Raw genomic sequence first — 12656 nt, 5'->3', positions numbered from 1 at the left:
GGGCCGACGCGCGCTCTGGCGGGGCCGACGCGGGCTCCGGCGGGGCAGGAGGGAGCCGGAGGGCGAGCGGCCGGGCAGCGAGCGGCGGTTCGGGAGGGGCGTGCGGGCGGCTACGCTCAGCCGGTACACGGCGCGACAAGCGGAGGCGGAGATGGACGGCGGCGGCTGGCCGGAGAACGAGCTGGAGCAGGTGCTCGGGGCGGCCCTGGGCGCGGCCGATGCCGGCCCGAGGATCGTCGAGGTGCTGGGCCGGAGCCACGTGTGGGTGCCGCTGCCCGGCGGAGGCGGCCCCGACAGCCCCTCCCTCACCCTGCCCACCATGGAGATAGGCGGGGCGGCGTACGTCCCCGTCTACAGCTCCGAGGCCCAGTTCCGCACCTGCGTCGGCCCCGGCATGGACTTCGCCGTGGCCCCCGCCGTCGAGTTCGCCCGCGGCCTGCCCCCGCAGCTGGGCATCGCCGTGAACCCGGACGGCGCCGTCGGCGTGCCGCTGCCCCCGCCCGCCGTCGCCCAGCTGTGCCGGGTCGGCCGGACCGAGCTCGACGGGCCCGCCACCGGCGGCCGCGTCCGCCTCTTCGAGCCCGACTGGCAGGACGACCCGGTGGACTTCCTGGCCGCCGCGGCCGAGGAGTTCCGGGCCACCGGCCTGGTCGTGGCCGCCCACCGCTGCCTGGCCAGCGTCGAGGGCGGCGACCCGGAACTGTGCATCGGCGTCCGTCTGTCGAGACGGGACCCCGCCGCGCAGAACGCGCCGCGCGAGGCCCTCGTCAGGGCCCTGGCCCGGGTCCCGGCGCCCTGGCCGGTGCAGCTGGTCCTGCTGGACGCGGTGACAGACCCGGTGGTCGACTTCATCGTTGCGCGCGTACGCCCCTTCTTCGTGCCCTAGCGACGCTTAAGCTGATGACATCTCCTGGCCGCACGGGTGGCCTGGACACGCGTGCGGACGAGGAGGGGTACCGGTGAGTGCGTCAGGCACTGCCGCGGCGGGGCAGGTCGAGCACATCATGCGCCAGGTGACTCCCGGGCGCTACGAGAGCTACGAGTCGCTTCTGCGCGCCCTCGCCGAGGGCCGGCTGTGGATGCTGCTCTGGCAGGGCAGCCCCGGCTCTGCGGACGCCCAGTACGGCGGCATGGAGCTGGAGGGCCTCGGGTACGCGCCCTGCGTGACCTCCCCGCAGGAGCTGGCCGCCAGCGGCTGGAACCGCGGCTACGAGGTGGTCACCGGCCGGGACATCGCGCGTGCTCTCTACCCCGACCGCTGGGGCCTGTGGCTCAACCCGCACGCCCAGGGCGGCGGCCTCGGCATCCCCTGGGCCGACCTGCGCCGGATCGCCACCGGCCTGGACCGGATGCCGGCGGGCCCGCTGCGGCTTTCCGAGCCCGCCCTGGAGCTCCCGCAGTTCTACGGGCTGCTGACCCAGCACGCGCACCGCACGCCGGCCGTGCGCTCGCTGCGCCGCGCCTGGGTGCAGCCCGCGCTGGGGTCGCCGTACCTCGCCGTGGGGCTCGACCTGTACGACGCCTCCGCACCCGCGCTGGAATCCGTACGGGAGATGATGCGCCACTCCGTCGGCGCGGTGCCCGAGGGCGTGCCGGTGTGCACGGTGGCACTGGCCGACGAGCACGACCCCGTCGCGATGTGGCTCCGGTCACAGACGCGGCCCTTCTACGACCGCGAGGGACAGGCGCCGGCCTACTGACCGGCAGCCGGGACAACCGCGTCGCGCGCCGCTCGGGCCGCGGGGAACAGACCGTTCCCCGCGGCCTTCTTCTTGTCCTGATTTCTTCACTGATGCGCACCCAAAAGACGCACTCCTCAAGCGAGTTGGGCGCGTTGTCCGATTGCGCACCGAACGGACGGTGTTGCTCCGCTGAGCCGACACGGCAGTCCGGATAACGGGAACCCGACCCTCACATCACGGTTGCGCATCCATTCATCTGCGGGTCTGGCGGCTGATCGCGGCGCCGTTGAAGACTCCCGACCCAAGAGCCGCCGGGTCCCCGCGAAACGGTTCGGCTCCCCGCACGTCGCTTGTCGTTCCGCACCGCTTCTCGCGTACTTCCGCACGGCTTTCCGCACGGCACCCGCACCGCACCCGCACCGCACCGAGCGCACCCGGGCATGCATGATCACGCACCGCGCATGCCCGAACACGCACCGAGCACCACCTGCACCTCCGCACTTCCCGCACCTCGGCACAGTCCTGCGTGTCACCACGCACAAGAGCGCCACTCCGCACCAACGCCGCCACAGCGGCGGGCATGGGCCGGCAACCCGTCGGCCGAGAGGGGTCCCCACCACGATGACGGCACCACTGCATGACACGAGCGCGGAACCTGCCGCACCCGTGGCCGTAGCCGACGTCCCTGCGAAGGCCATCGAAGGCCGCTCGCCCGGCCGTATCGCCTGGATGCGGCTCAAGCGCGACAAGGTCGCGCTGACCGGCGGCGTGGTCGTGATCCTCCTGATCCTCGTGGCGGTCTTCGCGCCGCAGATCGTGAGCCTGCTGGGCCACCCGCCCAACGAGTTCCACGAGGACATGATCGACCCGGACCTCGGTACGCCGATCGGCTCCTGGGGCGGCATCAGCTCCGACTTCCTGCTGGGCGTCGAACCCACCAACGGGCGCGACGTGTTCAGCCGGATCGTCTACGGCGCCCGGATCTCGCTGGTCGTCGCCTTCCTGGCCGCGTTCGTCTCGGTCGCCATCGGCAGCCTGCTCGGCGCGCTCGCCGGGTTCCTCGGCGGCTGGGTGGACGGCCTCATCAGCCGCCTGATGGACCTGCTGCTGGCCTTCCCGCAGCTGCTGTTCACCATCGCGCTGGTGTCCGTCGTCCCCAACTCCCTCTGGGGGTTCGAGGGTTCGGGCGTCCGGATGGGCGTGCTGATCGTCGTGATCGGCTTCTTCGGGTGGCCGTACATCGGCCGCATCGTCCGCGGGCAGACGATCTCCCTGCGCGAGCGCGAGTACGTGGAGGCGGCGCGCAGCCTCGGCGCCGGCCGCGGCTACATCCTGATCAAGGAGCTGCTGCCCAACCTGGTCGCGCCGATCCTGGTCTACGCGACGCTGATCATTCCGACCAACATCCTGACGGAGGCGGCGCTCAGCTTCCTCGGCGCCGGCGTCAAGCCGCCGACCGCGTCCTGGGGAAAGATGCTCTCCGACGCCGTCCCCATCTACCAGGACGACCCCATGTACATGGTGGTCCCGGGTATGACGATCTTCATCACCGTCCTGGCGTTCAACCTCTTCGGGGACGGGCTGCGTGACGCACTCGACCCCAAGGGCAGCTGAACCGCTCCACCGATTCACCCACCTCTGGAGGTTGGACCAACGTGATCCGCAGAAAGCAGGCACTCGCGATCACCGCCGTGATCGCCGCCCTGTCGCTGACCGCCGCGTGCGGCGGCGGCGACGGGGACAAGAAGACCGAGGGCAAGGGCGGCGGCAACGCGGCCTTCAACGCCGCCACCACCGGCGTCGTGAACCCGTCCACCGAGAAGGGCGGCGAGCTCAGGCTCTGGTCGCCGCAGGACGTCGACTACCTCGACCCGGCGCGTGCCTACTACGGCTTCGTGTGGAACATGCAGCGCCTCTACGTCCGCCAGCTGCTGGCGTACGACAGCAAGCCGGGTGAGGCGGGCACCAAGCTGGTCCCGGACCTCGCCGAGGCCCTGCCCGTCCTCAGCAACGACGGCAAGACGTACACCGTCAAGCTCAAGGACGGCGTGAAGTTCGAGGACGGCACGCCGATCACCTCGAAGGACATCAAGTACGGCATCGAGCGCGTCTTCGCGCAGGACGTGCTGTCCGGCGGTCCCACCTACCTGATCGACCTGCTCGACCAGGGCCAGAAGTACCCCGGCCCGTACAAGGACACCGACCCCAACAAGATGGGCCTGAAGTCCGTCGAGACGCCGGACGACAAGACGATCGTCTTCAACCTGGCGAGCGCCAACTCCGACTTCAGCTACCTGCTGGCCATGCCGTCCTCCTCGCCGGTCCCGGCGGCCAAGGACACCGGCGCCACGTACACCAACAAGCCGCTCGCCACCGGCCCGTACAAGGTGGAGAGCTTCACCGCCGGCAAGGGCGCGACCTTCGTCCGCAACGAGAACTGGGACCCGAAGACGGACACCATCCGCACGGGCCTGCCGGACAAGGTCACCTTCACGGTGACGACCAACCCGGACGACATGGACGCCCGTCTGCTGTCCGGCGACATCGACCTCGCCGTCGACGGCACCGGTGTGCAGCAGGCCGCGAAGAACAAGATCCTCAAGGACGAGAAGCTCAAGAAGAACGCGGACAACCCGTTCACGGGCTACATCCGTTACTTCGCCTTCCCGCAGACCGTCGCGCCGTTCGACAACATCGAGTGCCGCAAGGCCGTCATCTACGCCGCCGACCCGAAGTCCCTGCAGACCGCCCGGGGCGGCCCGACCAGCGGTGACCTCGGCGCCAACATGCTGCCGCCCGGCATCCCCGGCTCCGACAAGTCCTTCGACCCGTTCGGCCTGACGAAGGGCCAGCCGCAGGAGGACAAGGCCAAGGAGGCCCTCAAGGCCTGCGGCAAGCCGGACGGCTTCGAGACCACCATCGCGGTCCGCAACAACCGCGCTCCCGAGGTGAAGACGGCCGAGTCCCTGCAGGCCTCGCTCGCCAAGGTCGGCATCAAGGCCACGATCGACCAGTACGACGGCAAGCTCTCCTCCTCCACGATCGGCTCGCCCGAGAACGTGAAGAAGAAGGGCTACGGCATCATCGTCATGGGCTGGGGCGCCGACTACAACTCCGGTTCGGGCTTCCTGCAGCCGCTCGTCGACGGATCGTTCATCCTGCCGAACGGCAACAACAACTACACCGAGCTGAACGACCCGGAGATCAACGGGCTGTTCGACAAGGCCGCTGCCGCCGCCACGCCGGAAGCCGCCGCCCCGTTCTACACGGACATCAACAAGAAGGTCATGGAGAAGGCGCTCTACCTTCCCATCAACTTCGACAAGGCCTTCGTCTACCACAACCCGCGGCTGACGAACGTCTACTTCAACGACTCCCTCGGCAAGATCGACCTCGCCGTCATCGGCGTCGGCAAGTGATCCGGTAGTCGAGTCGTCACGTAACAACAGGCAAGTGCCTTCACCGCACATGCGCTAGTCCGAAGGGCAGGTGAAGGCCGCAGGCGGCGGCTGCCGTCCCACGAGGGACGGCAGCCGCCCGCCCCGGGCGGCCGACTGCAGTGCTCGTCTACCTCATACGGCGACTGTTCAACGTCGCCGCCACGCTGCTGGTGGTCTCCGTGGTCACCTTCGGCATCTTCTTCGCGGTCCCGAAGCTCACGGGCAGCGATCCGGCCCTCATGTACGCCGGCCGCGAGACCAACGAGACCGCCCTGGCGGGCATCCGCGTGAAGATGGGCTTCGACAAGCCCATCTCCGAGCAGTACCTGACCTTCGTCAAGGGCATCTTCGCCGGCCGCGACTACGACGGCGGCACCGAGGTCACCCACTGCGAGGCGCCGTGCTTCGGCTACTCGTTCAAGACCGAGGCGCCCGTCTGGGAGACCATGGTCGACCGCATGCCGGTCACCCTCTCGCTCGCCCTCGGCGCGGCGGTCATCTGGGTGCTCGCCGGTGTGGCCACCGGCGTGGTCTCGGCGCTCAAACGAAGGACCGCCATCGACCGCACGGTGATGGTCGGCGCCCTCGCAGGCGTCTCCCTCCCCATCTTCTTCACCGGCATGGTGGCCCCCGCGATCTTCGTCTACAGCCTCGGCTGGCTGGACGTGTCCAACTACAAACCCCTCACGGAGGATCCCGGGGCCTGGCTCAACGCCCTGATCCTGCCGTGGGTCACCCTGGCCTTCCTCTTCGCCGCCACCTACGCCCGCATCACGCGCGCCACGATGCTGGAGGTCCTCGGCGAGGACTACATCCGCACGGCCCGGGCCAAGGGCCTCAAGGAGGGCGTGGTCATCCGCAAGCACGCCCTGCGCTCCACCCTCACCCCGATCGTCACGATGTTTGGCCTCGACCTCGGCGGGCTCCTCGGCGGCGCGGTGCTCACCGAGACGACCTTCAACTTCCAGGGTCTGGGGACGGCGGCCGTCGCCGCCATCGGCCAGGGCGACCTCCCCGTGATCATGGGCGTCACCCTGCTCGCCGCGCTCTTCGTGGTGATGGCCAACCTGATCGTGGACCTGCTGTACGCCGTCATCGACCCGCGCGTGAGGCTGACGTGACCGAGAACCACTCCACTTCCGGCTCCGCGGCCGGCTCCGGCGCGGGCGAGACCCCCGCCGACGGTCCCGCGTTCGTCCCCGAACAGGCCGGGCCCCGCGACAGCGGCGCCTTCCTGTCCGTACGCGACCTCAAGGTCCACTTCCCGACCGACGACGGCCTCGTCAAGTCCGTCGACGGGCTCTCCTTCGACCTGGAGCGCGGCAAGACGCTCGGCATCGTCGGCGAGTCCGGCTCCGGCAAGTCGGTGACCTCGCTGGCCATCATGGGCCTGCACCGCACCGGCAACGCGCGCAGCCGCCCGCACATCTCCGGCGAGGTCGTCCTCGACGGCGAGGACCTCGTCAAGGCCGACGCCGACCGCGTGCGCAGGCTGCGCGGGCGCAAGATGGCGATGGTCTTCCAGGACCCGCTGTCCGCGATGCACCCCTACTACACGGTCGGCAAGCAGATCGTCGAGGCGTACCGCACCCACCACGACGCGGACAAGAAGGCCGCCCGGCGGCGCGCCGTCGAGATGCTCGACCGGGTCGGCATCCCCGAGCCGCACCGGCGCGTGGACGCCTACCCGCACGAGTTCTCCGGCGGCATGCGCCAGCGCGCGATGATCGCGATGGCGCTGGTCAACAACCCCGAGCTGCTCATCGCGGACGAGCCGACCACCGCCCTGGACGTGACCGTCCAGGCGCAGATCCTCGACCTGATCCGCGACCTGCAGAAGGAGTTCGGTTCCGCGGTCATCATGATCACGCACGACCTGGGCGTGGTCGCCGAGATGGCCGACGACATCCTCGTGATGTACGGAGGCCGGTGCGTCGAGCGCGGCACCGCCGAGAAGGTCTTCTACGAGCCCCGCCACCCCTACACCTGGGGGCTGCTCGGCTCCATGCCGCGCATCGACCGCGAGCAGACCGAGCGCCTCATCCCGGTCAAGGGCTCGCCGCCCAGCCTCATCAACATCCCGAGCGGCTGCGCCTTCAACCCGCGCTGCCCGTACGCCGACGTCCCCAAGGGCGGCATCACCCGCACCCGGCGGCCCGAGCTGACCGAGGACGGCGGCGGGCACTGGTCCGCCTGCCACATGTCGCAGGAGGAGCGGACCCGGATCTGGACCGAAGAGATTGCGCCGAAGCTGTGACCGACATGAAGAAGAAGGCGGACGGGCCCGCGGCGGACGCCCCCGGGGCGGCCGGGACGGATGCGGCCGGGACGGAAGCGGCCGAGCCCCGGGCGGCCGCGCCCGGCGTACCCGCACCGGTGCCGGCCGGTGAGCCGCTGCTGAAGGTGACCGGCCTGGTCAAGCACTTCCCCATCAACAAGGGGCTGCTGCGCCGCCAGGTCGGGGCCGTCAAGGCCGTCGACGGGATCGACTTCGAGGTCCGGCGCGGCGAGACCCTCGGCGTGGTCGGCGAGTCCGGCTGCGGCAAGTCGACGATGGGCCGGCTGATCACCCGGCTGCTGGAGCCGACGGGCGGCACGGTCGAGTTCGAGGGGCGGGACATCACGCACCTCGGGGTCGCCGGGATGCGCCCGCTGCGCCGCGACGTCCAGATGATCTTCCAGGACCCGTACGGCTCCCTGAACCCGCGGCACACGGTGGGCACCATCGTCAGCGCCCCCTTCAAGCTGCAGGGCGTGGAGCCGGAGGGCGGGCTCAAGGCGGAGGTGCAGCGGCTGCTGTCGCTGGTGGGCCTCAACCCCGAGCACTACAACCGCTACCCGCACGAGTTCTCCGGCGGCCAGCGCCAGCGCATCGGCATCGCCCGGGCCCTGGCCCTGAAGCCGAAGCTGGTCGTCGCGGACGAGCCGGTCTCGGCGCTGGACGTGTCGATCCAGGCCCAGGTGGTCAACCTGCTGGACGACCTCCAGGAGGAGCTCGGCCTCACGTACGTGATCATCGCGCACGACCTGTCGGTCATCCGGCACGTCTCGGACCGCATCGCGGTGATGTACCTCGGCAAGATCGTGGAGCTGGCCGACCGGACCTCGCTCTACACCAACCCGATGCACCCGTACACCAAGGCGCTGCTGTCGGCCGTGCCGGTGCCGGACCCGCGCCGGCGCGGCGCGAAGAGCGGCCGCATCCTGCTCAAGGGCGACGTGCCCTCGCCGATCTCCCCGCCGAGCGGCTGCCGCTTCCACACGCGCTGCTGGAAGGCCACGCAGATCTGCGCCGTGCAGGAGCCGCCGATGGCCGCGCTGGCCACCGGCCACCAGGTGGCCTGCCACCACCCCGAGAACGCACCCGACCAGGCGCCGGGCGACCCCGCCCTGCCGGGGGCCGCCGAGGCGCTGGCCACGGTCTCGGAGTAGGCGCGGGCCCGCCCGGGCACGATACGTCCGTGGTCCGGTCACCGAGTAGCGGTCGGTGACCGGGCCACGGGTCATTCCCGTTGACAATGGGGCGGTGCTCCACGATCTCTTCACCCCCGATATCCAGCACGCGCTGGACCTCGCGGGCATCTTCGTCTTCGCCACCGCGGGCGCGCTGCTCGCCGTACGCAAGAACTTCGACATCTTCGGCATCGCCGTCCTCGCCGAGGTCACCGCCCTGGGCGGCGGCCTCTTCCGCGACCTGGTCATCGGCGCCGTCCCGCCGGCCGCCTTCGGCGAGCTCAGCTTCTTCGTCACCCCGCTGATCGCCGCGGCCATCGTCTTCTTCATGCACCCCGAGGTGCAGCGGATCAACCGTGCCATCAACGTCTTCGACGCCGCCGGACTCGCCCTCTTCTGCGTCAGCGGCACGACGAAGGCGTACGAGTACGGCCTGGGGCTGACCGCCTCCGCCGCGCTGGGCCTGGCCACGGCCGTCGGCGGCGGCGTGCTGCGCGACGTCCTCGCCAACGAGGTGCCCTCGCTGCTGCGCGACCGCGAGATGTACGCCGTGCCCGCCACCGTCGGCGCCGCGATGGTGGCCGGCTTCATCGGCCTCGGCGCCCTCAACGCGCTGACGACGGCCGTCGCGATCGTCACCACCTTCGTGCTGAGGCTGCTCGCCATGCAGTTCCACTGGCGGGCGCCGTTGGCCTGGAACCGCCGCTCCGCGGTCTCCGAGGAGCCGTGATCCGCACGTCACCCGAAAAGCTACCGCTTAGTAGCATTGCGTTGTAGGCTCGATTCCATGGCATACGCAGCAGCCCAGGCCTCCATCGGCGACAGCGAGTTCGACCGCGACACCACCCTCACCGCGCGCGCGGGCGAACCCGGGGTGTACGACGCGGAGCTCTCCGCCGGATGGACGATCATCACCGCCGTCAACGGCGGCTACCTGCTGGCCCTGGTCGGCCGGGCCCTGTCGGCGGCCCTGCCGCACCCGGACCCGTTCACCGTCTCCGCCCACTACCTCACCTCCTCCGAGCCCGGCCCCGCGGTGATCCGCACCGAGGTCGTCCGCGTCGGCCGGACCCTGTCCACCGGCCAGGCCTCCCTGTTCCAGTTCGACGAGAACGGCGCCGAGGTCGAGCGGATCCGGGTCATCGCCTCCTACGGCGACCTCGCCTCCCTGCCGGACGACGTCCGCACCACCGCCCTCCCGCCGGCGATCCCGCCGTACGAGGCCTGCCTCGGCCCGGAGGCCGGCCCGGCCCCCATCCCCGGCAGCACCGCCATCGTCGACCGGCTCCGGCTGCGCCTGGACCCGGCCACCGCGGGCTGGGCACTCGGCGCGCCCTCCGGCAAGGGCGAGATGCGAGCCTGGTTCGAGCTGGCCGACGGCCGGGACGCAGACCCGCTCTCCCTGCTCCTCGCGGTCGACGCGCTCCCGCCGACCTGCTTCGACCTGGGCCTGATGGGCTGGAGCCCGACCGTGGAGCTGACCACGCACATCCGCCGCCGCCCGGCTCCCGGCCCGCTGCGGATCGCGATCACCACGCGGAATCTGGCCGGCGGCTTCCTGGAGGAGGACGCCGAGGTCTGGGACTCCGAGGACCGCCTGGTCGCGCAGTCCCGGCAGCTGGCCCGCGCCCCGCGCCCCTGACCCGACGGCACGGCATGCCGGGCGGCGACCCCGCCCCCGTCGCCCGCGCGGCATGCCGGCCCCTTCCCGCGGGGCCGGGGTCGGGCCGTTCCTGTGTGACGCGCAGCGGTGGTCGTCACCGGCGCCGGTGGCCGACCTGCGGCTTCGCGCTGGAATCTCAGCGCCATCCGGTCACCAACGGCACGTTCGCAGCGTAGTTGTCACCACGGCGACGTACGCGACCGGACGGTCACGCTGCTCGCAACCTGCGGTGAGTTGCCCTTCGCGTGGGAACCGGTCGCGCGTCTTCGGCGTTCGCGTGCCGACAGGCGCTTCCCTGAGTCACACGCGCCGGTCCGGCCGCCCTGGTCGGCGAAACGGACGAACGGACCTGCAGAGCCTTCGACGACGGTCCGTCCCTGACTCGGGCGAAGCCGCCTCACCTGGTGGCTGATGACCGCCGTGCGCATCACCAGGGCACCGTGCCGGCGTCTTCGAAGAACTGGCCGGTCGGGCCGTCGTCGGGCAGGGTCGCGAGTGTGATGGCGATCGCCGCGCCCTGTTCGGGGGTGCGCACGCCGCGGAAGCCGTTGAGGTCGGTCGCGACGTAGCCGGGGCAGCCGGCGTTGACCAGGATGTTCGTGCCGCTCAGCTCCCGGGCGTACTGGAGGGTGACTGCGTTCAGGAACGTCTTGGACGGCGAGTACGCCACGGCCACCGGACCCGCCGTCTGCTCGGCAGCGGTTCCCGACTGCCGGGTGAGGGAGCCGACACTGCTGGACATGTTCACGATCCGCGGTGCAGCAGAGCGGCGCAGCAGCGGCATCATCGCGTTGGTGACGCGGATGACGCCGATCACGTTGGTCTCCACGACCGTCCGGATGGTGGCGGGATCGACCCGGGTGGGCTCCTGCGGCATACCGCCGGCGATGCCGGCGTTGTTGACGAGCACGTCGAGGCGCCCCGCCTGTTCCTCGATCAGCCGGGCGGCGGCGGTCGCGCTCGCGTCGTCGGTCACGTCCAGTGGTACGCCGAACGCGTCCACACCGGCCGCGCGCAGCCTTTCCACCGCGGCCTCGCGGCGCTGATCGTCGCGGGCGCCGACTCCGACGCTCCAGCCGAGGGCGCCAAGGCCCGCGGCGATCTCGTAGCCGATCCCCTTGTTCGCGCCGGTGACCAGCGCAATCGTTCGTTCACTCATGGGGACCATGCTGTCCTCGGACTCCGGCTGGGGTCCAAGACCGATCGGGTGGGCGACGATACCGTCCGGGTATTGACCCGGGGTAGCGTGGTCGTATGGAGACCCGGGAACTGCGCTACTTCGTCGCGGTCGCCGAGGAGTTGCACTTCGGGCGCGCCGCGCGGCGGCTCGGCATCGCACAGCCGCCCCTGTCACGGGCGATCCAGCAGCTCGAACGCAGGCTCGGAGCAGTGCTGCTGGATCGGACCAGCCGCACCGTCGCACTGACCGAGGCCGGTTCGGTGCTGCTGGCCGAGGGCCGCGCGGCCCTCGATGCGGTCGACGCTGCTGAACGCCGGACCCGCCGCGCTGCGCTTGCCACCACAGGCCGTCCCGGCCTGGTCCTGGTCACGAAGGCCAGCGCGTCCAGAGAACTGCTGGCGAAACTGCTCGACGCGTACGCCGCCGAACCAGGCGCGGTCCCCGTCGACGTCATCCTGTGCGGCCCGGCCGAGCAGGAACGACTCCTGCGCGAGGGCCGGGCCGACGTGGCGCTGCTGCACCGGCCGTTCGACTCGACGGCCGGGTTCGACACCGAAGAACTCAGCACGGAAGGCCAGGTCGTGGTCCTGCCCGCCGGACATCCGCTCACCGTCCGGGCCCATGTGCACATGGCCGACATCACCGGGCTGCCGGGCCTGCCCCTGCCACGCTGGCCCGACCCCGACGGCACCTACCCGCCCGGCCCCGGCCCGCAGGTCCGCGACCACGCGCAGCTGTTGCAACTCGTCGCGCTCGGCCGTGCCTGCGCGGTCTCACCGGAGTCGTGCCGAGCCCAACTGCACGGTGACCTCGCCGCCGTGCCCGTGCTGGACGCGCCGGAGGTCACCACCGTGATCGCCTGGCCACCGCACAGCCGGTCCAGAGCCGTCGCCGACCTCGTCCGGACTGCGACACGTCTCCAGTAGTTCCGGCATGCCCGGCCAGGTTCCACCCCACGCGTCCCGGCTCACCTCGACCAAGGCGAACGCCTGGGCGGTGCCGGTTTGCGCTGCCGGCTGACACCCATCGCTGCGAGGCACGTCCTGCGGGGCCGCCGTCGAGCCGTTGCCCCTTGCCCTTGCCCTTGCCCTTGCCCTTGCCGTTGCCGTTGCCGTTGCCGTTGCCGTTGCCGTTGCCGTTGCCGTTGCCGTTGCCGTTGCCGCGACGCCGGAGCCGGCCCGTTTCCGGGTGTGGAGCCCGGTCCCTCCCGCGGTGAGGGGCCTGTCTCTTATACACAA

General features: G+C 70.9%; 11 protein-coding genes. 10 read left to right on the top strand and 1 reads right to left on the bottom strand.

Going from position 1 to position 12656, the window contains the following annotated elements; genetic code table 11:
• The first annotated feature begins 151 nt into the window (after positions 1-151).
• The 9 genes from HYE82_RS26495 to HYE82_RS26455 all read left to right on the top strand — a co-directional run bounded on the left by HYE82_RS26495 (position 152) and on the right by HYE82_RS26455 (position 10217).
• The gene (locus HYE82_RS26495) at positions 152-886 is read left to right on the top strand and encodes an enhanced serine sensitivity protein SseB (RefSeq protein WP_179176673.1); all 735 of its coding nucleotides are present in this window, start codon (positions 152-154) and stop codon (positions 884-886) included.
• A gap of 73 nt (positions 887-959) precedes the next feature.
• A complete protein-coding gene (locus HYE82_RS26490; RefSeq protein ID WP_179176672.1) occupies positions 960-1700 on the top strand; it encodes an enhanced serine sensitivity protein SseB C-terminal domain-containing protein in 741 nt (246 codons plus the stop codon).
• A gap of 603 nt (positions 1701-2303) precedes the next feature.
• Positions 2304-3296, top strand: a complete 993-nt coding sequence (locus HYE82_RS26485) for an ABC transporter permease (protein WP_179176671.1) — start codon at positions 2304-2306, stop codon at positions 3294-3296.
• Positions 3297-3337: 41 nt separating this feature from the next.
• Positions 3338-5101 (top strand): ABC transporter substrate-binding protein, encoded by a 1764-nt coding sequence (locus tag HYE82_RS26480; protein ID WP_179176670.1) that lies wholly within the window; start codon positions 3338-3340, stop codon positions 5099-5101.
• Positions 5102-5241: 140 nt separating this feature from the next.
• On the top strand, positions 5242-6243 hold the full coding sequence (locus HYE82_RS26475; protein WP_179176669.1) for an ABC transporter permease: 1002 nt from the start codon (positions 5242-5244) through the stop codon (positions 6241-6243).
• 113 nt (positions 6244-6356) lie between these two features.
• Positions 6357-7379 carry an ABC transporter ATP-binding protein gene (locus HYE82_RS26470; protein ID WP_218783089.1) on the top strand — a complete coding sequence of 341 codons (1023 nt, stop codon included), beginning with the start codon at positions 6357-6359 and terminating at the stop codon, positions 7377-7379.
• A gap of 5 nt (positions 7380-7384) precedes the next feature.
• Positions 7385-8554 (top strand): ABC transporter ATP-binding protein, encoded by a 1170-nt coding sequence (locus HYE82_RS26465; protein WP_256987719.1) that lies wholly within the window; start codon positions 7385-7387, stop codon positions 8552-8554.
• A 94-nt stretch (positions 8555-8648) separates the two neighbouring features.
• Positions 8649-9305, top strand: a complete 657-nt coding sequence (locus HYE82_RS26460; protein WP_179176667.1) for a trimeric intracellular cation channel family protein — start codon at positions 8649-8651, stop codon at positions 9303-9305.
• 57 nt (positions 9306-9362) lie between these two features.
• Positions 9363-10217 (top strand): thioesterase family protein, encoded by an 855-nt coding sequence (locus HYE82_RS26455; RefSeq protein ID WP_179176666.1) that lies wholly within the window; start codon positions 9363-9365, stop codon positions 10215-10217.
• 448 nt (positions 10218-10665) lie between these two features.
• Here HYE82_RS26455 and HYE82_RS26450 read toward each other — a convergent pair whose 3' ends face one another.
• Positions 10666-11397 (bottom strand): SDR family oxidoreductase, encoded by a 732-nt coding sequence (locus tag HYE82_RS26450; protein WP_179176665.1) that lies wholly within the window; start codon positions 11395-11397, stop codon positions 10666-10668.
• 95 nt (positions 11398-11492) lie between these two features.
• Here HYE82_RS26450 and HYE82_RS26445 point away from each other — a divergent pair, with 95 nt between their 5' ends.
• Positions 11493-12344, top strand: coding sequence for a LysR family transcriptional regulator (locus tag HYE82_RS26445; protein WP_179176664.1), 852 nt, complete (start codon positions 11493-11495; stop codon positions 12342-12344).
• Positions 12345-12656 lie beyond the last annotated feature (312 nt).

Origin of the sequence: Streptomyces sp. BR123, assembly GCF_013401435.1 — a bacterium.
GTDB lineage: Bacteria > Actinomycetota > Actinomycetes > Streptomycetales > Streptomycetaceae > Streptomyces.
Note: the sequence above shows the minus strand (reverse complement) of the source record. Positions and strands in the feature narration are given on the sequence as shown.

Bases quoted from the DNA above. Each gene is read 5' to 3' on its own strand.
- HYE82_RS26465 (WP_256987719.1), top strand. From the start codon at position 7,385: ATGAAGAAGAAGGCGGACGGGCCCGCGGCGGACGCCCCCGGGGCGGCC.
- HYE82_RS26485 (WP_179176671.1), top strand. From the start codon at position 2,304: ATGACGGCACCACTGCATGACACGAGCGCGGAACCTGCCGCACCCGTG.
- HYE82_RS26455 (WP_179176666.1), top strand. From the start codon at position 9,363: ATGGCATACGCAGCAGCCCAGGCCTCCATCGGCGACAGCGAGTTCGAC.
- HYE82_RS26445 (WP_179176664.1), top strand. From the start codon at position 11,493: ATGGAGACCCGGGAACTGCGCTACTTCGTCGCGGTCGCCGAGGAGTTG.
- HYE82_RS26495 (WP_179176673.1), top strand. From the start codon at position 152: ATGGACGGCGGCGGCTGGCCGGAGAACGAGCTGGAGCAGGTGCTCGGG.
- HYE82_RS26450 (WP_179176665.1), bottom strand. From the start codon at position 11,397: ATGAGTGAACGAACGATTGCGCTGGTCACCGGCGCGAACAAGGGGATC.